Source organism: Gemmobacter caeni (genome assembly GCF_003054195.1).
In the GTDB taxonomy this organism is placed as follows: domain Bacteria; phylum Pseudomonadota; class Alphaproteobacteria; order Rhodobacterales; family Rhodobacteraceae; genus Gemmobacter; species Gemmobacter caeni.
In genome coordinates, this window is sequence record NZ_QBKP01000004.1 from 59,225 (window position 1) to 81,293 (window position 22,069).

A 22,069-nucleotide genomic window follows, 5' to 3' on the forward strand; every position below is an offset into this window, starting at 1 on the left:
CCCTCCTCACCCATCCCTCTTTTTAAGGACGCAAGATGAACCAGGAACTGACCAACAACCCGTTCAACCCGGTTGCCCCCGTCAAGACCTTTGACGAGATCAAGATCTCGCTGGCTTCGCCCGAGCGGATCCTGTCGTGGTCCTATGGCGAGATCAAGAAGCCGGAAACCATCAACTACCGCACGTTCAAGCCCGAACGTGACGGCCTGTTCTGCGCGCGGATCTTTGGCCCGATCAAGGATTACGAATGCCTTTGCGGCAAATACAAGCGCATGAAATATCGCGGCGTCGTCTGCGAGAAATGCGGCGTGGAAGTGACGCTCCAGAAGGTGCGGCGCGAGCGGATGGGCCATATCGAACTGGCCGCCCCCGTCGCCCACATCTGGTTCCTGAAGTCGCTGCCGAGCCGGATCGGCCTCATGCTCGACATGACGCTGCGCGATCTGGAACGCATCCTCTATTTTGAAAACTACGTCGTCATCGAGCCGGGTCTGACTGACCTGACCTATGGCCAGCTGATGACGGAAGAGGAATTCCTTGACGCGCAGGACAATTACGGCGCCGACGCCTTCACCGCCAATATCGGCGCCGAGGCGATCCGCGAGATGCTGTCGAATATCGACCTCGATTCGACGGCCGAACAGTTGCGCGAAGAGTTGAAGGAAGCCACGGGCGAACTGAAGCCGAAGAAGATCATCAAGCGGCTGAAGATCGTGGAATCGTTCCTCGAGTCGGGCAACCGTCCCGAGTGGATGATCCTGACCGTGCTGCCGGTGATCCCGCCGGAACTGCGCCCGCTGGTCCCGCTGGACGGCGGCCGCTTCGCCACGTCCGACCTGAACGACCTGTATCGTCGCGTCATCAACCGGAACAACCGCCTGAAGCGGCTGATCGAACTGCGTGCGCCCGACATCATCGTGCGCAACGAAAAGCGGATGCTGCAAGAGGCGGTGGATGCGCTGTTCGACAACGGCCGTCGCGGCCGCGTGATCACGGGCACCAACAAGCGCCCGCTGAAATCGCTGTCCGACATGCTGAAAGGTAAACAGGGCCGGTTCCGTCAGAACCTGCTGGGTAAGCGCGTCGACTTCTCGGGCCGTTCGGTCATCGTGACCGGGCCGGAGCTGAAGCTGCACCAGTGCGGCCTGCCGAAGAAGATGGCGCTGGAGCTGTTCAAGCCCTTCATCTACTCGCGGCTTGAAGCCAAGGGCCTGTCTTCCACCGTGAAGCAAGCCAAGAAGCTGGTCGAGAAAGAGCGCCCCGAGGTCTGGGATATCCTCGATGAGGTGATCCGCGAGCATCCGGTTCTTCTGAACCGTGCGCCCACGCTGCACCGTCTGGGCATCCAGGCGTTCGAGCCGCAACTGATCGAGGGCAAGGCGATCCAGCTTCACCCGCTGGTCTGCTCGGCTTTCAACGCCGACTTCGACGGCGACCAGATGGCCGTGCACGTCCCGCTGAGCCTTGAAGCGCAGCTGGAAGCCCGCGTTCTGATGATGTCGACGAACAACGTTCTGTCGCCCGCCAACGGCGCGCCGATCATCGTTCCGTCGCAGGACATGGTTCTGGGCCTTTACTACGTCACCATGGAACGCAAGGGCATGGTTGGCGAAGGCAAGGTCTTCCGCGACATCGAGGAAGTCGAACACGCACTGGCCGCCGGTGCGGTGCATCTGCATGCCAGGATCCAGGCGCGTCTGCGTCAGGTCGATGACGAGGGCAACATCGTCTGGAAGCGCTATGAGACGACCCCCGGTCGTCTGCGTCTGGGCAATCTGCTGCCGCTCAACGCCAAGGCGCCGTTCGAGCTGGTGAACCGCCCGCTGCGGAAGAAAGACGTGCAGACCGTCATCGACACCGTCTACCGCTACTGCGGCCAGAAGGAATCGGTGATCTTCTGTGACCAGATCATGGGTCTGGGCTTCCGCGAGGCCTTCCGTGCCGGCATCTCGTTCGGCAAGGACGACATGGTGATCCCCGACAACAAGTGGGAGATCGTCAACGAGGTGAAGGATCAGGTTGCCGGGTTCGAGCAACAGTATCTGGATGGTCTGATCACCCAGGGCGAGAAGTACAACAAGGTCGTGGACGCCTGGTCGAAGTGTAACGACAAGGTCACCGACGCCATGATGAAAACCATCTCGGCGCCGAAGTTTGACGACACTGGTGCCGAGAAAGAGCCGAACTCGGTCTATATGATGGCCCACTCCGGTGCACGGGGTTCGGTCACGCAGATGAAGCAGCTGGGCGCGATGCGCGGCCTGATGGCCAAGCCGAACGGCGAGATCATCGAGACGCCGATCATCTCGAACTTCAAGGAAGGTCTGACCGTTCTTGAATACTTCAACTCGACCCACGGCGCCCGGAAGGGTCTGTCGGATACCGCGCTGAAGACGGCGAACTCGGGCTACCTGACCCGCCGTCTGGTGGACGTGGCGCAGGACTGCATCGTGCGCGTGCACGATTGCGGCACCGAACGCGCGATCAATGCCGAGGCTGCGGTGAATGACGGTGAGGTCGTGGCTTCGCTGGCCGAGCGTGTGCTGGGCCGCGTGGCTGCCGATGACATCGTGGTGCCGGGCACCGACGAGGTGATCGTCAAGAAGGGTGAGCTGATCGACGAACGTCGTGCCGATGCCATCTCGACCCATGGCGTGCAGCATTGCCGCATCCGCAGCCCGCTGACCTGCGAGGCCGAGGAAGGCGTCTGCGCCATGTGCTATGGTCGTGACCTTGCACGCGGTACGCTGGTGAACATTGGCGAGGCTGTCGGCATCATCGCCGCGCAGTCGATCGGCGAACCGGGCACCCAGCTGACCATGCGGACCTTCCACATCGGTGGCGTGGCCCAGGGTGGCCAGCAGTCATTCCTGGAAGCTTCGCAGGAAGGCCGGATCGAGTTCCGCAATGCCAACCTTCTGTCGAACGCCAATGGCGAGCAGATCGTCATGGGCCGCAACATGTCGCTTGCGATCATCGACGAGAATGGCGGCGAGCGGGCGGTTCACAAGCTGACCTACGGCTCCAAGCTGCACGTCAAGGAAGAGGCGCAGGTCAAGCGCGGCACCAAGCTGTTCGAATGGGATCCCTATACCCTGCCGATCATCGCCGAGAAGGCCGGTGTTGCGAAGTTCGTGGATCTCGTCTCGGGCATCTCGGTCCGCGAGGACACCGACGATGCGACGGGCATGACCCAGAAGATCGTTTCGGACTGGCGGTCGGCGCCGAAAGGCAGCGACCTGAAGCCCGAGGTCATCGTGATGAACCCGGAAACGGGCGAGCCGATGCGCAACGATCAGGGGCATCCGATCAGCTATCCGATGTCGGTCGACGCCATTCTGTCGGTCGAGGACGGGCAGGAACTGCGGGCCGGTGACGTGGTGGCGCGTATCCCGCGCGAAGGTGCCAAGACCAAGGACATCACCGGGGGTCTTCCCCGCGTGGCGGAACTGTTCGAGGCCCGTCGTCCGAAGGATCACGCGATCATCGCCGAAACCGATGGCTATGTGCGCTTTGGCAAGGACTACAAGTCCAAGCGCCGCATCACCATCGAGCCGGTAGACGAGACCCTGCCGACGCAGGAATACATGATCCCGAAAGGGAAGCATATTCCGGTTCAGGAAGGCGATTTCGTCCAGAAGGGCGATTACATCATGGACGGGAACCCCGCGCCGCATGACATCCTGCGCATCATGGGTGTCGAGGCGCTGGCGAACTACATGATCGACGAGGTGCAGGACGTCTATCGACTGCAGGGCGTGAAGATCAACGACAAGCACATCGAGGTGATCGTTCGCCAGATGCTCCAGAAATACGAGGTTCTGGACTCGGGCGAGACGACGCTGCTGAAGGGTGAGCATATCGACAAGATCGAACTGGACGAGGCGAACGAGAAGGCCCGGAACCACGGTCTGCGCGAAGCGCAGGCGGAGCCGATCCTGCTGGGTATCACCAAGGCCAGCCTGCAAACCCGGTCGTTTATCTCGGCCGCGTCGTTCCAGGAAACCACCCGCGTTCTGACCGAGGCTTCGGTTCAGGGTAAGCGCGACAAGCTGGTCGGCCTGAAAGAGAACGTCATCGTGGGTCGTCTGATCCCGGCCGGCACCGGCGGTGCCACCAGCCGTGTGAAGAAGATCGCGCATGATCGGGATCACGAGGTGATCGAGGCCCGCCGTGCCGAGGCTGAAGGTGCCGCCGCTCTGGCCGCTCCGTCCTTCGATGTGATGGACACCGAAGGCGACAGCGGTCTGGTCGATACGGTCGAAAGCCGCGAGTGATCGCTGCCTGCAAGGGCATTGAAACCTGGGAAACCCCCGCGCCTGTCGCGGGGGTTTTCGTTTTGACAGCAGGCTCTGGCCCGGCCATGCTGGTGCGGATCATCAGGGGGATGCGGTGAAGATCCGAAACCAGATTATCGGGTTGATGCGGTTTTCTTACCCGTCCAAAGGCGGTTTCGTGAAATCGGGCGATGACCCGGAGGCGCAGGCCAAACGGCTTTACGATCCCGCGCGGCTGGAACGCCGTTTTGATCTGTTTGAAAAGCTGACGCTGCCGTCGCTGCTGGCGCAATCAGATCAGGATTTCCGCATGGTATTCCTGATCGGGCGTGATCTGCCGGATGTCTGGCGCGACCGGCTGTCGGATGCCGTGGCACCGTTGGCGGGTGCGCGGCTGGTGTCGCTGGTATCCCTGCCGCACTACCTTGCGGTGCGGCGTGCCTATGCCATGGCTGAGAAGGATACAGCGACTCATATCACCGGCTTCCGTCTGGATGATGATGACGCGCTGGACATTCATCATGTCGCGCGGATGCGGGCCACGGTTGAGGCACTGCTGCCGGTCGCGGGGCCGGAACTGCCCTTGGTGACCGGCTGCCATCGCGGATATTTTCTGGAGCGCAAACCCGGCGGCAACGAGGTGTTCGAGGTGGTCGAAAAGGCCCCGATCGGGCTTGGCCTTGCGATGACCACGCCGAAGGGCGTGAGCGAAAACATCTTCCGCCGGAACCACCGTTTCGCGAACCAGTGGTACAATACCTATACCGATGCCAACCAGCCCGCCTTCATCCGCACCGTCCATTCCGACAATGACAGCGACCCCCATGCCTCTGGCCGGATCGAGAAATCGGACTGGTCAGAGGTTGGCCCGGTGATCGAGACGCATTTCCCCTTCAAGGCTGCGATGCTGCGTGGGCTCTGACCCCTCTGGCCCCTGCGCGCCCACACTGCTACCGATCCGAAAGGGACTGGGAGAACCGTGGTGATGTCGGACAATATGCGCGGCGTGCTGCTGATGAATGTCGCCATGCTGGCCTTCACACTGAACGATACCGCGATGAAGGCGGTGGCAGAGACGCTTCCGCTGTTTCAGGCGATTACCCTGCGCGGCATTCTGACAACGGCGGGTCTGGTTGTTCTTGCCATGGCGCGCGGGGGGCTGCGGCTTTGGCCCGGGCGGCGCGACGGCAGGATCGTGGCGCTGCGCACGCTGGCCGAGGTTTTTGCAACCCTGACCTTCCTTCTGGCGCTGACCCATATGCCGCTGGCCAATCTTTCGGCCATCATGCAGTCGCTGCCGCTTGCCGTGACACTGGCAGCGGCGCTGGTACTGCGCGATCCTATCGGCTGGCGTCGGCTCAGCGCCATCGGCATCGGCTTTCTCGGTGTGCTGCTGATCGTGCGGCCGGGAACTGAGGGGTTCGACCGCTGGGCGCTGCTGGGACTTGCCTCGGTGGCCTGCGTCGTGGTGCGGGATCTGTCTACCCGCACGCTGGGTGGGGGTGTGCCTTCGGCAACTGTCGCGATCTGGGCCGGGGCAGGGGTCACCCTGCTGGGGCTGTCCGGCCTTTCCGTTGAAGGCTGGGCGCCGATGACCCTGCGCGAAGGGCTGATCGTGGTCTTCGCCTCCGCCTGTCTGGTCGTGGGATACATGACCGTGGTCATGGTGATGCGGGTCGGGGATATTGGCACCATCGCGCCCTTCCGATATACGGCCTTGCTCTGGGCGATCCTGCTCGGCTATGTCGTGTTCGGTGCCTTTCCCGACCGGCTGACCGTGCTGGGGGCGGGCATCGTTGTGGCGACCGGCATCTACACATTGCTGCGTGAAGGCAGCCTGCGCCGCCGCCGCCGCTGAACCCTGCGCCTGTTGACATCCCGAGCGACTCCCCCTATACGCCGCTCACCCCGACCTGTGCCCTGCGCAGGGCGGGGTATCAGAATGGATGTGGTCACGATCCGGGCCCACAGCCCCGATCCTCTGAAATTCCACCGCGTCGGCCCCGCGCTGGGGCCGGATGCGGTTTTCGTGTTTTGCGGACGCGCAGGGCACATGTCGAAGAAATGCCCCCGGAAACGCCTCTGACGAGCGGTGATTGAACGGGTTGCAAGATAGAGGCTAGTTTAATGCCGACGATCCAACAGCTGATCCGCAAGCCGCGGGAAGCGAAAGTGAAAAGGTCCAAGTCGCAGCACTTGGAATCCTGCCCGCAGAAGCGCGGCGTGTGCACCCGCGTGTACACCACGACCCCGAAGAAGCCGAACTCCGCTATGCGTAAGGTTGCCAAGGTGCGCCTGACCAATGGCTTCGAGGTCATCAGCTACATTCCCGGCGAAAAGCACAACCTGCAGGAACACTCGGTGGTGCTGATCCGCGGCGGCCGGGTAAAAGACCTTCCCGGTGTGCGTTACCACATCCTGCGTGGCGTCCTGGATACCCAGGGTGTCAAAGACCGTCGTCAGCGTCGTTCGAAATACGGCGCCAAGCGTCCGAAGTGAGGAACTGAGAGATGTCCCGTCGTCACGCCGCCGAAAAGCGCGAGATCCTGCCCGACGCCAAATATGGCGATCGCGTGCTGAGCAAATTCATGAACAACCTGATGATCGACGGCAAGAAGTCCGTCGCCGAGTCGATCGTCTATGGCGCTCTGGAGCGCATGGAAAAGCGCCTGAAGCGCGAGCCGGTTCAGGCGTTCCATGAAGCCCTGGACAACGTCAAGCCGGCCGTCGAGGTCCGCAGCCGCCGTGTGGGCGGTGCGACCTATCAGGTTCCGGTCGAAGTGCGCACCGAGCGCCGTGAAGCCCTGGCGATCCGCTGGGTCATCACCGCTGCCCGCAAGCGCAACGAGAATACCATGGAAGAACGTCTGGCCGCCGAACTGGCTGACGCGGTGAACAACCGCGGCACCGCTGTGAAGAAGCGTGAAGACACCCACAAGATGGCCGACGCGAACAAAGCGTTCAGCCATTACCGCTGGTAAGGGGACGCCATCATGGCACGCGAATATCCGCTCGACCTTTACCGCAACTTCGGGATCATGGCGCACATCGACGCGGGTAAAACCACGACGACCGAGCGTATCCTGTACTACACCGGCAAGTCCCACAAGATCGGCGAAGTCCACGACGGCGCCGCGACGATGGACTGGATGGAGCAGGAGCAGGAGCGGGGGATCACCATTACCTCCGCTGCGACCACGACCTTCTGGGAAAAGACCGTAGACGGCAAGAACCCGACTTCGGCGAAGCACCGCTTCAACATCATCGACACCCCCGGCCACGTGGACTTCACCATCGAGGTGGAACGTTCGCTGGCCGTTCTGGACGGTGCGGTGTGCCTTCTCGACGCCAACGCCGGTGTCGAGCCGCAAACCGAAACCGTGTGGCGTCAGGCTGACCGCTACAAGGTGCCGCGCATCGTCTATGTCAACAAGATGGACAAGATCGGTGCCGACTTCTTCAAGTGTGTGCAGATGATCAAGGACCGCACCGGCGCGACTCCGTGCCCGGTGGCCCTGCCCATCGGTGCCGAAGACAAGCTGGAAGGCATTGTCGACCTCGTCCTGATGAAGGAGTGGGTGTATCACGGCGAAGACCTGGGCGCGACCTGGGACATCCGTGACATCCGCGACGAGCTGAAGGATGTTGCCGACGAATGGCGCGGCAAGCTGGTTGAACTCGCAGTCGAGCAAGACGACGACGCGATGGAAGCCTATCTGGAAGGCAACGAGCCCGACGTCGACACGCTGCGCAAGCTGATCCGCAAGGGTTGCCTCGCGATGGCCTTCGTTCCGGTTCTGGCCGGCTCGTCGTTCAAGAACAAGGGCGTGCAGCCGGTTCTGAACGCCGTGATCGACTTCCTGCCGTCGCCGCTGGATATCCCGGCTTACATGGGCTTCAAACCCGGTGACGAGACCGAAACCCGCGACATCGCGCGTTCGGCCGACGATGCCCAGCCCTTCTCGGCGCTGGCGTTCAAGATCATGAACGACCCCTTCGTCGGTTCGCTGACCTTTACCCGCATCTATTCGGGCGTCCTCAAAAAGGGCGACTCGATGCTGAACGCGACCAAAGGCAAGCGCGAGCGCGTGGGCCGGATGATGATGATGCACGCCATCAACCGCGAGGAAATCGAAGAAGCCTTCGCGGGCGACATCATCGCACTGGCCGGTCTGAAAGAGACCACCACGGGTGACACGCTCTGCGACCCGAACAACGCCGTTGTTCTGGAAACCATGACCTTCCCGGAGCCGGTGATCGAGATCGCCGTGGAACCGAAGTCGAAGGCCGACCAGGAAAAGATGGGCCTCGCCCTCGCACGTCTGGCTGCCGAAGACCCGTCGTTCCGCGTCGAGACCAACTTCGAATCCGGCCAGACCATCATGAAGGGTATGGGCGAACTTCACCTCGACATCCTCGTCGACCGTATGCGTCGTGAGTTCAAGGTCGAGGCGAATATCGGTGCTCCGCAGGTGGCCTATCGCGAAACCATCTCGCAACCGCACGAAATCGACTACACGCACAAGAAACAGACCGGCGGTACCGGCCAGTTCGCGCGCGTGAAGCTGCAGATCACCCCGACCCAGCCGGGCGAAGGCTATTCGTTCGAGTCGAAGATCGTGGGTGGCGCGGTGCCGAAGGAATATATCCCCGGCGTCGAGAAAGGCATCAAATCGGTCATGGATTCCGGCCCGCTGGCTGGCTTCCCGGTGATCGACTTCAAGGTCGCGCTGGTTGACGGTGCGTTCCACGACGTCGACTCGTCGGTCCTGGCCTTCGAGATCGCCTCGCGTGCCGCTATGCGTGAAGGTCTGAAGAAAGCCGGCGCGAAGCTGCTGGAACCGATCATGAAAGTCGAAGTGGTGACCCCGGAAGAATACACCGGCGGCATCATCGGCGACCTGACCTCGCGTCGGGGCATGGTTCAGGGGCAGGACAGCCGCGGCAATGCGAACGTGATCACCGCCATGGTGCCGCTCGCCAACATGTTCGGCTACATCAACAACCTGCGCTCGATGTCCTCGGGGCGTGCGGTGTTCACCATGATCTTCGATCATTATGACGCCGTGCCGGAAAACATCTCGCAAGAGATCCAGAAGAAATACGCCTGATCCGGTGTGGCGGGGGCAACCCCGCCCTACCAGCCCGTAGGGTGCGCATCCGCGCACCGCATCGCAACGAATTGAGGAGTTTGCCCCCATGGCAAAGGCAAAGTTTGAACGGAACAAACCGCACGTCAACATTGGCACGATTGGCCACGTTGACCACGGGAAGACGACGCTGACCGCTGCGATCACCAAGTATTTTGGTGAATTCCGCGCCTATGACCAGATTGACGGTGCGCCGGAAGAGCGTGCTCGCGGGATCACGATCTCGACGGCGCACGTTGAGTACGAATCGGATGCGCGTCACTATGCGCACGTCGATTGCCCCGGCCACGCGGACTATGTGAAGAACATGATCACGGGCGCGGCGCAGATGGACGGCGCGATCCTGGTGGTTTCGTCGGCTGACGGCCCGATGCCGCAGACGCGCGAGCACATCCTGCTCGGCCGTCAGGTGGGCATTCCCTACATGGTCGTGTTCAGGAACAAGGTGGACCAGGTCGATGACCCGGAGCTGCTGGAACTCGTGGAAATGGAAATCCGCGAACTGCTGTCGTCGTATGACTACCCCGGCGATGACATTCCGATCATCAAGGGCTCGGCTCTGGCGGCGATGAACGGCACCGACAAGGAAATCGGCGAAGACGCGATCCGCGCGCTGATCGCGGCGGTGGACGAATACATCCCGACTCCGGCGCGTGCTGTGGACCAGCCGTTCCTGATGCCGGTCGAAGACGTGTTCTCGATCTCGGGTCGTGGCACCGTGGCCACCGGCCGGATCGAGCGTGGCGTTGTGAAGGTTGGCGAAGAGCTTGAAATCGTGGGGATCCGCGCTTCCAAGAAGACCGTCTGCACCGGCGTCGAGATGTTCCGCAAGCTGCTGGACCAGGGCGAAGCGGGCGACAACGTCGGCCTGCTGCTGCGTGGCGTGGACCGCGACGGGATCGAGCGTGGTCAGGTGCTGTGCAAGCCGGGTTCGGTGAAGCCGCACACCAAGTTCGAAGCGGAAGCCTACATCCTCACCAAAGAGGAAGGTGGCCGTCACACGCCGTTCTTCGCGAACTACCGTCCGCAGTTCTACTTCCGCACGACGGACGTGACCGGGACGGTGGAACTGCCGGAAGGCACCGAGATGGTGATGCCGGGCGACAACCTGAAGTTCAACGTGTCGCTGATCGCGCCGATCGCGATGGAAGAGAAGCTGCGCTTCGCCATCCGCGAAGGCGGCCGCACCGTCGGCGCCGGCGTGGTGTCGAAGATCATCGAATGATGATCCAAAGACGCGCCATAAAAGGCGTGTCGAAGATCATCGGGTAATCTCGCAGATCATCTGATTGAAAGGCCGCCCCTCGGGGCGGCCTTTTCAATTGCCGCCCGTGGCCGCGGTTATGACACACTCCCGCCGTCAGGATCGGGCAGAGCTTTCCCAAACATTCGGGAAAAAGTGCATGCGTCTTGTATTTATGGTTATTAACGCCCTGAAATATTCGCTGCTGGGCGCGGCGATGTGTTTCATGGGGTATCTCTTTTCATGGAACGGGCTGGTTTTCCTGTTCCAGTCCGATCCGGTGCAGCTGGTGGTGGTGGATTTTCAGTCCCGCAAGGTTCCGTCGGGTACGGAGCCGGATGCGCGTTTCGAATACCGCCCCGTCTTTGCGCTGGCGGGGGCGACCCCGCCGCGGGCGGAATATGCGCAGGCCTATTGGCAGTCGCACAAGATCCATCTGATCGGGGAGGTTGTCCCGGGACGATACAGGCCGGAAACCGGCGAGATGCGCAGCGACAAGGCCGGTGGCAAATGGCTGTGGGGCGGGGTGATGGTGTTCGTGGTCGGGCTGCTGGTCATGATTCAGGCGGTGTTCATTCTGGCCGGGGTGCCGGACCGGCAGATGCCGTTCCGGCTTGGCCTTGGGCGCCGTGGCTTCAGGATGGACATCTTCGGTTTTCCGGGTGATCCGTAGCCGGACGGCCACCGAATTTGGCAGCGTGGACGATTCCACCCTTGCTTTATAGTCGCAGGCGGTCTAAACGCGCCCTCGATGTGAACGGGTCGGTCCCTTGGGGCCGACTCGTTTCTTTCATCCCTGTGCAAGAAACCTACGGAAGAGGGGTTTGGGGGCGGTGCGCCGGCCCGAGACTTCCCGCCGAGCCCAAGGGGCACCATATGAGCCAGACTATCCGTATCAGGCTGAAAGCCTTCGATTACCGTGTGCTGGATGCCAGCACCCAGGAAATCGTCAACACGGCCAAGCGGACCGGCGCGCAAGTGCGCGGCCCGATCCCGCTGCCGAACAAGATCGAGAAATTCACGGTTCTCCGTGGTCCGCACATCGACAAGAAGTCGCGCGACCAGTGGGAAATCCGCACGCACAAGCGTCTTCTCGACATCGTCGATCCGACCCCCCAGACCGTGGACGCGCTGATGAAGCTCGACCTCGCCGCTGGCGTGGACGTCGAGATCAAAGTGTAAGGGGAGGCGAAGCAGATGCGTTCTGGTGTTATCGCCAAGAAGCTGGGCATGACCCGGCTGTTCCTCGAAGACGGCAAGCAGGTTCCTGTGACCGTTCTTCAACTCGACGCCCTGCAAGTGGTCGCACAGCGTACCGCTGACAAGGATGGCTATACCGCCGTTCAGCTGGGTGCCGGTTCCGCCAAGGCCAAGAACACGACCGCCGCGCAGCGTGGTCACTTCGCGAAAGCGAATGTGGCGCCGAAGCGCAAAGTGGCCGAGTTCCGCGTGTCGGCCGAAAACCTGATCGATGTGGGCGCGGAAATCACCGCCGACCATTACCTCGCGGGTCAGTTCGTTGACATCGCGGGCACCTCGATCGGTAAAGGCTTTGCCGGTGCGATGAAGCGTCACAACTTCGGTGGTCTGCGCGCCTCGCACGGTGTGTCGATCTCGCACCGTTCGCACGGTTCGACCGGCCAGTGCCAGGACCCCGGCAAGGTGTTCAAGGGCAAGAAGATGGCTGGCCATCTGGGTGCCGTGCGTGTGACCACGCAGAACCTGCAAGTCGTGAAGACCGATGCCGACCGTGGCCTGATCCTGGTGAAGGGCGCCGTGCCCGGTTCCAAGGGTGGCTGGGTCACCATCAAGGATGCGGTGAAGAAAGCGGCTCCGGCCGGTCTGCCGCTGCCGGCTGCCGTGCGTTCGGCTGCTCCGGCTGCTGAAGCCGCCGTCGAAGGGGGTGAAGCATGAAACTTGATGTGATCAAGCTGGACGGCGGCAAGGCCGGTTCCATCGATCTGGACGAAGCGCTGTTCGGCCTCGAGCCGCGCGCCGACATCCTGCACCGTGTGGTGCGCTGGCAGCGTGCGAAAGCACAGGCTGGCACGCACTCGGTTCTGGGCAAGTCGGACGTGTCCTACTCGACCAAGAAGATCTATCGCCAGAAAGGCACCGGCGGCGCCCGCCACGGTTCCAAGAAGGCGCCGATCTTCCGTCACGGTGGCGTCTACAAGGGCCCGACCCCGCGGTCGCACGCCCATGACCTGCCGAAGAAGTTCCGCGCTCTGGGTCTGCGTCACGCGCTCTCGGCGAAAGCCAAGGCGGGTGAGCTGATCATCGTCGATACGCTGGCCATGGCGGAAGCCAAGACCGCGCAGCTGGCGAAGGCGGCGAAGGAACTGGGCTGGAAGCGCGTTCTGATCATCGACGGTGCGGAAGTGAACGAGAACTTCGTCAAGGCCGCCCGCAACATCGAGACCATCGATGTTCTGCCGTCGATGGGTGCCAACGTCTATGACATCCTGCGCCGTGACCAGCTGGTCATCACCAAGGCCGGGATCGAAGCTCTGGAGGCTCGTCTGAAATGACCGCCAAGCCCGAACATTACGACCTGATCAAGAAGCCGATCATCACCGAGAAAACGACCCTCGCGGCCGAAGTCTCGAATGCGGCGACGTTCCTCGTGTCGATGGATGCGACCAAGCCCCAGATCAAGGAAGCCGTTGAGGCCGTCTTTGGTGTGAAGGTGAAGGCCGTGAACACCGTTGTCGCCAAGGGCAAGAACAAGCGCTTCCGCGGCATCGCGGGTGAGCGCTCGGACAAGAAGAAGGCTTATGTGATCCTCGAAGAGGGGAACACTATCGACGTGGCCTCGGGCCTCTGATAGAAGCCGCTACGAATCGCGCGGCCCCGGGATTTCCGGGGCCGCCGGTCTTTTGCGGAATCTGATTTCGCATGTCACCGGGGATCTTCGGAGCCCTTCAACCGCGCGAAAGCGACCTGAAAGCCGCAAGGACCGAGGGGCGTTATGCGCAAGCTAACGGAAGACAGAAAGCATGGCACTCAAGTCGTATAAACCGACGACGCCTGGCCAGCGTGGGCTGGTTCTGATCGACCGTTCGGAGCTGTTCAAAGGCCGTCCGGTCAAAGCCCTCACCGAGGGTCTGACCAAGACGGGTGGCCGTAACAACACCGGACGCGTCACGATGTGGCACAAGGGTGGTGGCGCGAAGCGTCTCTACCGCGTCGTTGACTTCAAGCGTCGCAAGTTCGACGTTCCGGCGGTCGTCGAGCGGATCGAATACGATCCGAACCGCACCGCCTTCATCGCTCTCGTGAAATACAACGATGGCGAACTGGCCTACATCCTCGCTCCGCAGCGTCTGGCCGTGGGTGACACCGTTGTCGCCGGCGCCAAGACCGACGTGAAGCCGGGCAATGCGATGCCCTTCTCGGGTATGCCGATCGGTACGATCGTCCACAACGTCGAGCTGAAGCCCGGCAAGGGCGGCCAGCTGGCCCGTGCTGCCGGCACCTATGCCCAGTTCGTCGGTCGTGACGGTGGCTATGCCCAGATCCGGCTGTCCTCGGGCGAGCTGCGCATGGTGCGTCAGGAATGCATGGCGACCGTCGGTGCCGTGTCGAACCCGGACAACTCGAACCAGAACTTCGGTAAAGCCGGTCGTATGCGCCACAAGGGCGTGCGTCCGACCGTCCGCGGCGTCGCGATGAACCCGATCGACCACCCGCACGGCGGTGGTGAAGGCCGGACCTCGGGCGGCCGTCACCCGGTTACTCCGTGGGGCAAGGGCACCAAGGGCAACCGCACCCGTTCGAACAAGCAGACCGACAAGTATATCGTCCGGTCGCGCCACGCGAAGAAGAAGGGACGCTAATCCATGGCACGTTCTATCTGGAAAGGCCCCTTCGTCGATGCCTACCTGCTGAAGAAAGCAGAGAAGGCGCGCGAGTCGGGCAAGAACGAAGTGATCAAGATCTGGTCGCGTCGCTCGACGATCCTGCCGCAATTCGTGGGTCTGACCTTTGCCGTCTACAACGGCAAGAAGCACATCCCCGTCGCGGTGACCGAAGAAATGATCGGCCAGAAGTTCGGTGAATATTCGCCGACGCGGACCTACTACGGTCACGCGGCCGACAAGAAAGCCAAGAGGAAGTAAGCCATGGGTAAGGAAAAGAATCCGCGCCGCGTGGCGGACAACGAAGCGATGGCGAAAGCCCGTATGCTTCGCACCTCGCCGCAGAAGCTCAATCTGGTTGCCGGCCTGATCCGCGGCAAGAAGGTGGACAAGGCGATTGCCGACCTCACCTTCTCGAAGAAGCGGATTGCGCAGGACGTTCTGAAGTGCCTTCAGTCGGCTGTTGCCAACGCTGAAAACAACCACGGTCTCGACGTTGACGAACTGGTGGTTGCCGAAGCCTGGTGCGGCAAGAACCTGGTGATGAAACGTGGCCGTCCGCGTGCGCGTGGCCGGTTCGGCAAGATCATGAAGCCGTTCTCGGAAATCACCATCAAGGTGCGTCAGAAAGGGGAGACTGCGTAATGGGTCAGAAGGTCAACCCTATCGGGATGCGTCTTCAGGTCAACCGGACCTGGGACAGCCGCTGGTTCGCTGATTCGAAAGATTACGGCGATCTGCTGCTCGAAGATCTCAAGATGCGCGACTTCATCCATGAGGAAGTCAAGCAGGCCGGGATCTCGAAAGTGATCATCGAACGTCCGCACAAGAAGTGCCGCGTGACCATTCACGCTGCGCGTCCGGGCGTCATCATCGGCAAGAAAGGCGCGGACATCGAGACGCTTCGCAAGAAGCTGTCGAAGTTCACCGCTTCGGAACTGCACCTGAACATCGTCGAAGTCCGCAAGCCGGAGCTCGACGCGCAACTGGTGGCCGAATCGATCGCTCAGCAGATGGAACGTCGCGTTTCCTTCCGTCGCGCCATGAAGCGTGGCGTGCAGAACGCGATGCGTCTGGGTGCCCTCGGCATCCGTGTGAACGTCTCGGGCCGTCTGGGCGGCGCGGAAATCGCGCGGACCGAATGGTATCGTGAAGGCCGCGTGCCGCTGCACACCCTGCGCGCCGACATCGACTATGCGCTGTCGGAAGCCAAGACCCCTTACGGGATCATCGGTGTGAAGGTCTGGGTCTTCAAAGGCGAGATCCTTGAGCACGACCCGCAAGCGCATGACCGTCGTCTGTCGGAAGAGACCCCGTCTCCGCGTCCGCAGCGCCGCGACCGCGAGCGCGCGTAAGGGAGTAGAGAAAGATGCTGCAACCGAAACGGACGAAGTTCCGCAAACAGCACAAGGGCCGGATCCACGGCGAAGCCAAGGGCGGTTTCGCCCTGAACTTCGGCACCTTCGGCCTGAAGGCAACCGAGCCGGAGCGTGTGACCGCGCGCCAGATCGAAGCTGCCCGTCGTGCGATCACCCGCCACATGAAGCGTCAGGGTCGCGTCTGGATCCGCATTTTCCCGGATGTTCCGGTTTCGTCGAAACCGACCGAAGTGCGGATGGGTAAAGGCAAGGGCTCGATCGACTACTGGGCGTGCAAGGTGAAGCCGGGCCGCGTGATGTTCGAGATCGACGGCGTGTCCGAAGTCATCGCCCGCGAGGCCCTGCGCCTCGGCGCGATGAAGCTGCCGGTCACCTCGCGCATCGTGGTTCGCGAAGACTGGTAATCCCGGTCTGACCCGAAAGATTGAAAGCCCCCGGTCCGAAAGGCCGGGGGCTTTTGCTTGCGGCAAAGTTTCCCTTGCCCTTGCAGGCCCCCTCCGGTAAGGAACCGCATCCTGCGGATTCCGGGTGACCGGAGATTCGCGGATTTGTCATTGATCCGCCAGGGTAACGGTCACCCCATAAAACAGGGGCCGTCTGGCGATTGTGAAAAGGAACAGGCGTATGACCGCCAAGGAACTGAAGGCCAAGGCGCCGGCCGAGCTGCGCGAGCAGCTCGTGGCGCTGAAGAAGGAAGCGTTCAACCTGCGCTTCCAGCAGGCGACCGGCCAGCTTGAGAACACCGCCCGCATGCGTGCCGTCCGCAAGGAAGTCGCCCGCATCATGACGGTTCTGAACCAGCAAGCTGCTGAAGCTGCGAACTGAGGAGTAGGCACATGCCCAAGCGTATCCTGCAAGGTGTCGTCACCTCGGACAAGAACGAACAGACCATCACCGTTCTGGTTGAGCGTCGCTTCAAGCACCCGCTTCTGCAAAAGACCGTGCGGAAGTCGAAGAAATATCGCGCTCACGACGCGGATAACAAGTTCAAGGTCGGTGACACCGTGCGCATTGAAGAATGCGCGCCGATCTCGAAGACGAAGCGCTGGACGGTGGTGGCCGAGGCCTGAGAAGGCTCCGGTCCCATCGTTCAGTCATCTGAACGAAACCCTGGGGCGGTGCTGATCAGCCGCTCCAAAGGTCGGGAGAAACCAAATGATCCAGATGCAGACCAATCTGGATGTTGCTGACAACTCCGGCGCTCGCCGGGTTCAGTGCATCAAGGTTCTGGGCGGCTCGCACCGCCGCTACGCATCCGTGGGCGACATCATCGTGGTGTCGGTCAAGGAGGCGATTCCGAAGGGTCGCGTGAAGAAGGGTGACGTCCGCAAGGCCGTTGTCGTTCGCACCGCCAAGGAAGTCCGTCGTGAAGACGGCACCTCGATCCGCTTCGACCGTAATGCCGCCGTCATCCTGAACAACCAGGGCGAACCGGTCGGCACCCGTATCTTCGGGCCGGTCGTGCGCGAACTGCGTGCCAAGAACTTCATGAAGATCATCTCGCTGGCGCCGGAGGTGCTGTGATATGGCTGCGAAGCTGAAAAAAGGCGACACGGTTGTCGTGCTGACTGGCAAGGACAAGGGCAAGCAGGGCGAGATCACCTCGGTGAACCCGTCGGCGAACAAGGCCGTTGTCGAGGGCGTGAACATCGCCATCCGCCACACCAAGCAATCGGCCTCGTCGCAGGGTGGCCGCATCGCCAAGGCGATGCCGATCGACCTGTCGAACCTCGCCATCGTTGACAAGAACGGCAAGGCCACCCGCGTCGGCTTCCGCATGGAAGACGGCAAGAAAGTGCGCTTCGCCAAGACCACGGGGGACGTGATCTGATGCTTGACGCTGCCGAATACACCCCGCGTCTGAAGGCCGAGTTCAAAACCCGAATCCGCGCCGCGCTGAAAGAAGAATTCAGCTACAAGAACGACATGCAGATCCCGCGTCTGGACAAGATCGTGATCAACATGGGCGTTGGCGAAGCGGTGAAGGACACCAAGAAGGTGAAAGCCGCCGCCGAGCAGCTGACCGCGATTGCCGGTCAGAAGGCTGTCATCACCCACGCCAAGAAGTCGATCGCCGGCTTCCGTGTGCGGGAAGAGATGCCGCTGGGCTGCAAGGTGACCCTGCGCGGTGACCGCATGTATGAATTCCTCGACCGTCTCATCAACGTCGCGCTGCCGCGCGTCCGCGACTTCCGCGGCGTCAAGGGCACGTCGTTCGATGGCCGTGGCAACTATGCCATGGGGCTGAAAGAGCAGATCGTGTTCCCCGAAATCGAGTTCGACAAGATCGACGACGTTCTGGGCATGGACATCATCATCTGCACCAACGCCAAGACCGACGCTGAAGCGAAGTCGCTGCTCAAGCACTTCAACATGCCGTTCTCCAGCTGATCGCGCGAGGAAATCATTATGGCTAAAAAATCCATGATCGAACGCGAGAAGAAGCGTCAGCATCTGGTGGACGTCTACGCCGCCAAGCGCGCTGCTCTCAAAGAGATCATCTCGAACCAGGACCTGCCCGTTGCCGAGCGTTTCGCAGCGGCACAGAAGCTGGCCCAACTGCCCCGCAACTCGTCGGCGACCCGGCTGCACAACCGCTGCCAGCTCACCGGCCGTCCCCATGCTTACTATCGTAAGCTGAAACTGTCGCGGATCATGCTGCGCGAGCTGGCCTCCTTCGGCCAGATCCCGGGCATGGTCAAGTCGAGCTGGTAAGGAGGAGCGACCATGTCTGTGAACGATCCTCTCGGCGATATGCTGACCCGCATCCGCAACGCTCAGGCGCGCGGTAAATCGACTGTCTCGACCCCGGCCTCGAAGCTTCGCGCCTGGGTTCTGGATGTGCTGGCCTCGGAAGGTTACATCCGTGGTTACGAGCGTGCCTCGACCGACAATGGTCAGGGCGAGCTGGTGATCTCGCTGAAGTATTTCGAAGGCGAGCCGGTCATCCGTGAACTGAAGCGCGTGTCGAAACCCGGCCGTCGCGTCTACATGGGCGTCAAGGAAATCCCGTCGGTCCGCAATGGCCTGGGCGTTTCCATCGTGTCGACCCCCAAGGGCGTGATGTCCGATGCAGCTGCACGTTCCGCCAATGTTGGCGGCGAAGTGCTCTGCACCGTGTTCTGAGGAGGGTTAGATGTCTCGTATCGGCAAAAAACCCGTCGCGCTTCCCAAGGGCGTCTCGGCCGAAATCAAAGGCCAGTCGATCGAAGTGAAGGGGCCGAAAGGCACCCGTTCCTTCACCGCGACCGACGATGTGACCCTGTCGCTGGAAGACGGCGCTGTGAAGGTGACCCCGCGCGGCACCTCCAAGCGTGCGCGCCAGCAGTGGGGCATGGCCCGCTCGATGGTCGAAAACCTCGTCATCGGCGTGACCGACGGCTTCAAGAAAGAGCTCGAAATTCAGGGCGTGGGTTACCGCGCCGCGATGCAGGGCAATATCCTGAAACTGTCGCTTGGCTATTCGCATGAAGTGAACTTCGAAGTGCCTCAGGGCGTGACCGTCACGTCCCCGAAGCAGACCGAAATCGTTGTGGAAGGCATCGACCAGCAACTCGTTGGCCAGGTCGCTGCGAACATCCGTGAGTGGAAACGTCCCGAGCCCTACAAGGGCAAGGGCATCCGCTACAAGGGTGAGTTCATCTTCCGCAAGGAAGGCAAGAAGAAGTAAGGGTGGCGAAAATGGCGAACAACAAAAGAGAGCTGTTCCTCAAGCGCCGCCTGCGCGTCCGGAACAAACTGAAGGCGATGTCCGCTGGACGCGCCCGCCTGTCTGTGCACCGCTCGTCGAAGAACATCAGCGTTCAGCTGATCGACGACGTGCGCGGCGTGACGCTCGCTTCGGCTTCGACGCTGGAGAAAGAGCTGGGCTTCGTGGGCAAGAACAACGTGGAGGCCGCCGCGAAGGTGGGCGCCACGATTGCGGAACGTGCCAAGGCGGCCGGTGTCGAAGAGTGCTACTTCGACCGCGGTGGTTTCCTCTTTCACGGGAAGATCAAGGCCTTGGCCGATGCTGCCCGTGAAGGCGGCCTGAAGTTCTAAGGAGACGATGATGGCAGAACGTGAAAACCGCCGGGAACGCCGCGCCGAGCGCGAGGAAACCCCGGAATTCGCCGATCGTCTCGTGGCGATCAACCGCGTGTCGAAAACCGTGAAAGGCGGCAAACGCTTCGGCTTTGCTGCACTCGTGGTTGTCGGCGACCAGCGCGGCCGCGTGGGCTTCGGCAAGGGCAAGGCGAAAGAAGTGCCCGAGGCGATCCGCAAGGCGACCGAGCAGGCCAAGCGCTCGCTCGTTCGCGTGCCGCTGAAAGACTCGCGCACCCTGCACCACGACATGGAAGGCCGTCATGGCGCCGGTCGTGTTGTGATGCGCGCGGCTGTTCCCGGTACCGGGATCATCGCCGGTGGTCCGATGCGCGCCGTGTTCGAGATGCTGGGCATCCAGGACGTGGTGGCGAAGTCGCTGGGTTCGCAGAACCCTTACAACATGATCCGCGCGACCATCGACGGTCTGAAGCAGGAATCGAGCCCCCGTCAGGTCGCGCAGCGTCGCGGCAAGAAAGTGGCCGACATCCTGAAGAAGCCCGAAGATGAAGCTGTCGAGGCGTAAGGAGTAGACCATGGCCAAGAAAACCATCGTCGTGCAGCAAGTGGCTTCGGCCGCGCGCCGCCCCGCCATCCAGACCGCGACGCTGAAGGGCCTCGGCCTGAACAAGCTGCGCCGCACCCGTGAACTGGAGGACACTCCGGCGGTTCGCGGCATGGTCAACAAGATCTCGCATCTTGTGAAAATCATCGAAGAGCGCGGCTGATCGCTACGCATCCGAGATCGGAAACGCCCCGCCCAACCGGCGGGGCGTTTTCATTGCGCGCCATGTGGTGCCAGTGCCATTCCAAGGGCAAAGAGACCAAGCCACAGTGCCGAGCTGAACAGATAAAGCCGCTCCAGCAGTCCAAAGATCCTGTGGCGCAGCGCGTGAACGAGGCAGACCGCGACCCCGAGCAGCGATGCCGTCACGACCCAGTAAAGCGCGCCAAGCAGGTGGCGGAACGCAGCGGGCGGCAGGCTTTCCGCATCGGGAAACAGGTCGTCGATGGCGATATACGCCAGCGCAAAATTGGCAACTGCGAAGGCCAGGTGCAGCCTGCCCGTGCGGCTTGACGGCTCGCCCTCGATATCCGTCGGATAGGCCACCACGCCCAGCGGCAGAGCGGCCATGCCCAGAAGGCACAGACCGGCGCGCAGGGTGAAGCGGCCGTCTTCCAGCACGGCAGCGGCGAGCAGACTGCTCGCGGCGATCCCCGCCACCGCATAGCCGACAAACAACGGATGCGACGGCCCGATACCATAATCGCTGAGGGCCTGCCGGATCGGGCTGTAATCGCCGCGCAGATGCAGCGCCGCAAACAGGATGATGACGGCCAGATAAGCCAGAGCTGATGCAAGGTAGAGACTGGACATCCGGCCCTCCCGCGTCCGTCCTGTCTCATAGAAAGGGCAGGGGCGGCCAAGGTCAAGTTTCGGGCGCGAAAGCTTGCGTGACGCAGGAATGACGTCTATACGCCCCCGGTGGCGTCCACGCCACGAGAATCACCATCATATGCCGTGTGTGCCCCTCTGTCGCTTGTGGGGGCATTTCCGGCCAAGGAGAAGCGACATGAAACTGAATGAACTGCGCGACAACGAAGGCGCGGCCCGCAAGCAGAAGCGCGTTGCGCGCGGCCCGGGTTCGGGCAAGGGCAAGACCGCCGGTCGTGGTATCAAGGGTCAGAAATCGCGTTCGGGCGTTGCTCTGGGCGGCTACGAAGGCGGCCAGATGCCGCTTTACCGTCGTCTGCCGAAGCGCGGCTTCAACAAGCCGAACGCCAAGCACTATGCCGTTGTGAACCTCGGTCTGATCGAGAAGTTCATCGAGGCTGGCAAGCTGGACGCCAAGGCCGAGATCACCGAAGACATGCTGGTTGCTGCCGGCGTCACCTCGCGCAAGCGTGACGGTATCCGCGTTCTGGCCAAGGGCGAGATCAAGTCGAAAGTCACGCTGACCGTCACCGGCGCCTCGCAGGCTGCCATCGACGCGGTCGCCAAGGCTGGCGGCAAGCTCAGCGTGGCGGAAGCTGCGGCGGCTGCGGCGGAATAAAGGTTGTGAGCGGTCGCCAGACC

General features: G+C 61.9%; 30 protein-coding genes. 29 read left to right on the forward strand and 1 reads right to left on the reverse strand.

Annotation, left to right across the window (positions count from 1 at the left end; translation table 11 throughout):
• Nucleotides 1–35: 35 nt before the first annotated feature.
• The 28 genes from rpoC to rpmD all read left to right on the forward strand — a co-directional run bounded on the left by rpoC (nt 36) and on the right by rpmD (nt 20,720).
• Nucleotides 36–4,277, forward strand: a complete 4,242-nt coding sequence (gene rpoC, locus C8N34_RS07615) for a DNA-directed RNA polymerase subunit beta' (RefSeq protein WP_054303064.1) — start codon at nt 36–38, stop codon at nt 4,275–4,277.
• A 115-nt stretch (nt 4,278–4,392) separates the two neighbouring features.
• Nucleotides 4,393–5,199, forward strand: coding sequence for a glycosyltransferase (locus C8N34_RS07620; RefSeq protein ID WP_054303065.1), 807 nt, complete (start codon nt 4,393–4,395; stop codon nt 5,197–5,199).
• 63 nt (nt 5,200–5,262) lie between these two features.
• The gene (locus C8N34_RS07625) at nt 5,263–6,135 is read left to right on the forward strand and encodes a DMT family transporter (RefSeq protein WP_338419733.1); all 873 of its coding nucleotides are present in this window, start codon (nt 5,263–5,265) and stop codon (nt 6,133–6,135) included.
• Between the two features lie 269 nt (nt 6,136–6,404).
• Nucleotides 6,405–6,776 carry a 30S ribosomal protein S12 gene (rpsL, locus tag C8N34_RS07630; RefSeq protein ID WP_054303067.1) on the forward strand — a complete coding sequence of 124 codons (372 nt, stop codon included), beginning with the start codon at nt 6,405–6,407 and terminating at the stop codon, nt 6,774–6,776.
• Nucleotides 6,777–6,787: 11 nt separating this feature from the next.
• Nucleotides 6,788–7,258: a 30S ribosomal protein S7 gene (rpsG, locus tag C8N34_RS07635; RefSeq protein ID WP_054303068.1), complete on the forward strand. Its 471-nt coding sequence runs from the start codon at nt 6,788–6,790 to the stop codon at nt 7,256–7,258.
• 12 nt (nt 7,259–7,270) lie between these two features.
• Nucleotides 7,271–9,388 (forward strand): elongation factor G, encoded by a 2,118-nt coding sequence (gene fusA, locus C8N34_RS07640; RefSeq protein WP_054303069.1) that lies wholly within the window; start codon nt 7,271–7,273, stop codon nt 9,386–9,388.
• Between the two features lie 88 nt (nt 9,389–9,476).
• Nucleotides 9,477–10,652 carry an elongation factor Tu gene (gene tuf / locus C8N34_RS07645; RefSeq protein ID WP_108128399.1) on the forward strand — a complete coding sequence of 392 codons (1,176 nt, stop codon included), beginning with the start codon at nt 9,477–9,479 and terminating at the stop codon, nt 10,650–10,652.
• Between the two features lie 178 nt (nt 10,653–10,830).
• The gene (locus C8N34_RS07650; protein WP_145693591.1) at nt 10,831–11,343 is read left to right on the forward strand and encodes a hypothetical protein; all 513 of its coding nucleotides are present in this window, start codon (nt 10,831–10,833) and stop codon (nt 11,341–11,343) included.
• A gap of 203 nt (nt 11,344–11,546) precedes the next feature.
• Nucleotides 11,547–11,852 (forward strand): 30S ribosomal protein S10, encoded by a 306-nt coding sequence (gene rpsJ / locus C8N34_RS07655; RefSeq protein ID WP_054301625.1) that lies wholly within the window; start codon nt 11,547–11,549, stop codon nt 11,850–11,852.
• Nucleotides 11,853–11,867: 15 nt separating this feature from the next.
• The gene (rplC, locus tag C8N34_RS07660) at nt 11,868–12,584 is read left to right on the forward strand and encodes a 50S ribosomal protein L3 (RefSeq protein ID WP_108128401.1); all 717 of its coding nucleotides are present in this window, start codon (nt 11,868–11,870) and stop codon (nt 12,582–12,584) included.
• A complete protein-coding gene (gene rplD / locus C8N34_RS07665; protein WP_108128402.1) occupies nt 12,581–13,201 on the forward strand; it encodes a 50S ribosomal protein L4 in 621 nt (206 codons plus the stop codon). The genes rplC and rplD overlap by 4 nt, the downstream gene beginning before the upstream one ends.
• Entirely contained in the window at nt 13,198–13,497 is a 300-nt protein-coding gene (locus tag C8N34_RS07670; protein WP_054301622.1) for a 50S ribosomal protein L23, read from the forward strand. The genes rplD and C8N34_RS07670 overlap by 4 nt, the downstream gene beginning before the upstream one ends.
• Before the next feature lie 172 nt (nt 13,498–13,669).
• Complete coding sequence (gene rplB, locus C8N34_RS07675) at nt 13,670–14,509, forward strand: 50S ribosomal protein L2 (RefSeq protein WP_054301621.1); 840 nt, start codon at nt 13,670–13,672, stop codon at nt 14,507–14,509.
• Nucleotides 14,510–14,512: 3 nt separating this feature from the next.
• A complete protein-coding gene (gene rpsS, locus C8N34_RS07680; RefSeq protein ID WP_054301620.1) occupies nt 14,513–14,791 on the forward strand; it encodes a 30S ribosomal protein S19 in 279 nt (92 codons plus the stop codon).
• A 3-nt stretch (nt 14,792–14,794) separates the two neighbouring features.
• Complete coding sequence (gene rplV, locus C8N34_RS07685; protein WP_054301619.1) at nt 14,795–15,175, forward strand: 50S ribosomal protein L22; 381 nt, start codon at nt 14,795–14,797, stop codon at nt 15,173–15,175.
• Nucleotides 15,175–15,885 (forward strand): 30S ribosomal protein S3, encoded by a 711-nt coding sequence (rpsC, locus tag C8N34_RS07690; protein WP_054301618.1) that lies wholly within the window; start codon nt 15,175–15,177, stop codon nt 15,883–15,885. Before rplV ends, rpsC begins: the two co-directional genes overlap by 1 nt.
• 14 nt (nt 15,886–15,899) lie before the next feature.
• Nucleotides 15,900–16,313: a 50S ribosomal protein L16 gene (gene rplP / locus C8N34_RS07695; RefSeq protein WP_054301617.1), complete on the forward strand. Its 414-nt coding sequence runs from the start codon at nt 15,900–15,902 to the stop codon at nt 16,311–16,313.
• Nucleotides 16,314–16,533: 220 nt separating this feature from the next.
• On the forward strand, nt 16,534–16,734 hold the full coding sequence (gene rpmC / locus C8N34_RS07700) for a 50S ribosomal protein L29 (RefSeq protein ID WP_054301616.1): 201 nt from the start codon (nt 16,534–16,536) through the stop codon (nt 16,732–16,734).
• 11 nt (nt 16,735–16,745) lie between these two features.
• Nucleotides 16,746–16,979 (forward strand): 30S ribosomal protein S17, encoded by a 234-nt coding sequence (rpsQ, locus tag C8N34_RS07705; protein WP_054301615.1) that lies wholly within the window; start codon nt 16,746–16,748, stop codon nt 16,977–16,979.
• Nucleotides 16,980–17,064: 85 nt separating this feature from the next.
• Nucleotides 17,065–17,433, forward strand: a complete 369-nt coding sequence (gene rplN, locus C8N34_RS07710; RefSeq protein WP_023666245.1) for a 50S ribosomal protein L14 — start codon at nt 17,065–17,067, stop codon at nt 17,431–17,433.
• A 1-nt stretch (nt 17,434) separates the two neighbouring features.
• A complete protein-coding gene (gene rplX / locus C8N34_RS07715; protein ID WP_054301614.1) occupies nt 17,435–17,740 on the forward strand; it encodes a 50S ribosomal protein L24 in 306 nt (101 codons plus the stop codon).
• A complete protein-coding gene (rplE, locus tag C8N34_RS07720) occupies nt 17,740–18,300 on the forward strand; it encodes a 50S ribosomal protein L5 (RefSeq protein ID WP_054301613.1) in 561 nt (186 codons plus the stop codon). Before rplX ends, rplE begins: the two co-directional genes overlap by 1 nt.
• A gap of 18 nt (nt 18,301–18,318) precedes the next feature.
• Nucleotides 18,319–18,624 carry a 30S ribosomal protein S14 gene (gene rpsN / locus C8N34_RS07725; RefSeq protein WP_054301612.1) on the forward strand — a complete coding sequence of 102 codons (306 nt, stop codon included), beginning with the start codon at nt 18,319–18,321 and terminating at the stop codon, nt 18,622–18,624.
• A 12-nt stretch (nt 18,625–18,636) separates the two neighbouring features.
• Nucleotides 18,637–19,035, forward strand: a complete 399-nt coding sequence (gene rpsH / locus C8N34_RS07730) for a 30S ribosomal protein S8 (protein WP_054301611.1) — start codon at nt 18,637–18,639, stop codon at nt 19,033–19,035.
• Between the two features lie 10 nt (nt 19,036–19,045).
• The gene (gene rplF / locus C8N34_RS07735) at nt 19,046–19,579 is read left to right on the forward strand and encodes a 50S ribosomal protein L6 (RefSeq protein ID WP_054301610.1); all 534 of its coding nucleotides are present in this window, start codon (nt 19,046–19,048) and stop codon (nt 19,577–19,579) included.
• Nucleotides 19,580–19,590: 11 nt separating this feature from the next.
• Nucleotides 19,591–19,950: a 50S ribosomal protein L18 gene (gene rplR / locus C8N34_RS07740; protein WP_054301630.1), complete on the forward strand. Its 360-nt coding sequence runs from the start codon at nt 19,591–19,593 to the stop codon at nt 19,948–19,950.
• A gap of 10 nt (nt 19,951–19,960) precedes the next feature.
• Complete coding sequence (rpsE, locus tag C8N34_RS07745) at nt 19,961–20,518, forward strand: 30S ribosomal protein S5 (protein ID WP_082400730.1); 558 nt, start codon at nt 19,961–19,963, stop codon at nt 20,516–20,518.
• Between the two features lie 10 nt (nt 20,519–20,528).
• Nucleotides 20,529–20,720: a 50S ribosomal protein L30 gene (rpmD, locus tag C8N34_RS07750; protein ID WP_054301608.1), complete on the forward strand. Its 192-nt coding sequence runs from the start codon at nt 20,529–20,531 to the stop codon at nt 20,718–20,720.
• Nucleotides 20,721–20,770: 50 nt separating this feature from the next.
• Here the strand turns inward: rpmD and C8N34_RS07755 are convergent, their stop codons facing one another.
• A complete protein-coding gene (locus tag C8N34_RS07755) occupies nt 20,771–21,370 on the reverse strand; it encodes a DUF998 domain-containing protein (RefSeq protein ID WP_108128403.1) in 600 nt (199 codons plus the stop codon).
• A gap of 196 nt (nt 21,371–21,566) precedes the next feature.
• On the opposite strand from C8N34_RS07755, the gene rplO reads away from it, so the two are divergent.
• Nucleotides 21,567–22,046, forward strand: coding sequence for a 50S ribosomal protein L15 (rplO, locus tag C8N34_RS07760; RefSeq protein WP_054301606.1), 480 nt, complete (start codon nt 21,567–21,569; stop codon nt 22,044–22,046).
• The last annotated feature ends 23 nt before the right edge of the window (nt 22,047–22,069 follow it).

Bases quoted from the DNA above. Each gene is read 5' to 3' on its own strand.
- rpoC (WP_054303064.1), top strand. From the start codon at position 36: ATGAACCAGGAACTGACCAACAACCCGTTCAACCCGGTTGCCCCCGTC.
- C8N34_RS07625 (WP_338419733.1), top strand. From the start codon at position 5,263: ATGTCGGACAATATGCGCGGCGTGCTGCTGATGAATGTCGCCATGCTG.
- rpsL (WP_054303067.1), top strand. From the start codon at position 6,405: ATGCCGACGATCCAACAGCTGATCCGCAAGCCGCGGGAAGCGAAAGTG.
- rpsG (WP_054303068.1), top strand. From the start codon at position 6,788: ATGTCCCGTCGTCACGCCGCCGAAAAGCGCGAGATCCTGCCCGACGCC.
- fusA (WP_054303069.1), top strand. From the start codon at position 7,271: ATGGCACGCGAATATCCGCTCGACCTTTACCGCAACTTCGGGATCATG.
- tuf (WP_108128399.1), top strand. From the start codon at position 9,477: ATGGCAAAGGCAAAGTTTGAACGGAACAAACCGCACGTCAACATTGGC.
- C8N34_RS07650 (WP_145693591.1), top strand. From the start codon at position 10,831: ATGCGTCTTGTATTTATGGTTATTAACGCCCTGAAATATTCGCTGCTG.
- rpsJ (WP_054301625.1), top strand. From the start codon at position 11,547: ATGAGCCAGACTATCCGTATCAGGCTGAAAGCCTTCGATTACCGTGTG.
- rplC (WP_108128401.1), top strand. From the start codon at position 11,868: ATGCGTTCTGGTGTTATCGCCAAGAAGCTGGGCATGACCCGGCTGTTC.
- rplD (WP_108128402.1), top strand. From the start codon at position 12,581: ATGAAACTTGATGTGATCAAGCTGGACGGCGGCAAGGCCGGTTCCATC.
- C8N34_RS07670 (WP_054301622.1), top strand. From the start codon at position 13,198: ATGACCGCCAAGCCCGAACATTACGACCTGATCAAGAAGCCGATCATC.
- rplB (WP_054301621.1), top strand. From the start codon at position 13,670: ATGGCACTCAAGTCGTATAAACCGACGACGCCTGGCCAGCGTGGGCTG.
- rpsS (WP_054301620.1), top strand. From the start codon at position 14,513: ATGGCACGTTCTATCTGGAAAGGCCCCTTCGTCGATGCCTACCTGCTG.
- rplV (WP_054301619.1), top strand. From the start codon at position 14,795: ATGGGTAAGGAAAAGAATCCGCGCCGCGTGGCGGACAACGAAGCGATG.
- rpsC (WP_054301618.1), top strand. From the start codon at position 15,175: ATGGGTCAGAAGGTCAACCCTATCGGGATGCGTCTTCAGGTCAACCGG.
- rplP (WP_054301617.1), top strand. From the start codon at position 15,900: ATGCTGCAACCGAAACGGACGAAGTTCCGCAAACAGCACAAGGGCCGG.
- rpmC (WP_054301616.1), top strand. From the start codon at position 16,534: ATGACCGCCAAGGAACTGAAGGCCAAGGCGCCGGCCGAGCTGCGCGAG.
- rpsQ (WP_054301615.1), top strand. From the start codon at position 16,746: ATGCCCAAGCGTATCCTGCAAGGTGTCGTCACCTCGGACAAGAACGAA.
- rplN (WP_023666245.1), top strand. From the start codon at position 17,065: ATGATCCAGATGCAGACCAATCTGGATGTTGCTGACAACTCCGGCGCT.
- rplX (WP_054301614.1), top strand. From the start codon at position 17,435: ATGGCTGCGAAGCTGAAAAAAGGCGACACGGTTGTCGTGCTGACTGGC.
- rplE (WP_054301613.1), top strand. From the start codon at position 17,740: ATGCTTGACGCTGCCGAATACACCCCGCGTCTGAAGGCCGAGTTCAAA.
- rpsN (WP_054301612.1), top strand. From the start codon at position 18,319: ATGGCTAAAAAATCCATGATCGAACGCGAGAAGAAGCGTCAGCATCTG.
- rpsH (WP_054301611.1), top strand. From the start codon at position 18,637: ATGTCTGTGAACGATCCTCTCGGCGATATGCTGACCCGCATCCGCAAC.
- rplF (WP_054301610.1), top strand. From the start codon at position 19,046: ATGTCTCGTATCGGCAAAAAACCCGTCGCGCTTCCCAAGGGCGTCTCG.
- rplR (WP_054301630.1), top strand. From the start codon at position 19,591: ATGGCGAACAACAAAAGAGAGCTGTTCCTCAAGCGCCGCCTGCGCGTC.
- rpsE (WP_082400730.1), top strand. From the start codon at position 19,961: ATGGCAGAACGTGAAAACCGCCGGGAACGCCGCGCCGAGCGCGAGGAA.
- rpmD (WP_054301608.1), top strand. From the start codon at position 20,529: ATGGCCAAGAAAACCATCGTCGTGCAGCAAGTGGCTTCGGCCGCGCGC.
- C8N34_RS07755 (WP_108128403.1), bottom strand. From the start codon at position 21,370: ATGTCCAGTCTCTACCTTGCATCAGCTCTGGCTTATCTGGCCGTCATC.
- rplO (WP_054301606.1), top strand. From the start codon at position 21,567: ATGAAACTGAATGAACTGCGCGACAACGAAGGCGCGGCCCGCAAGCAG.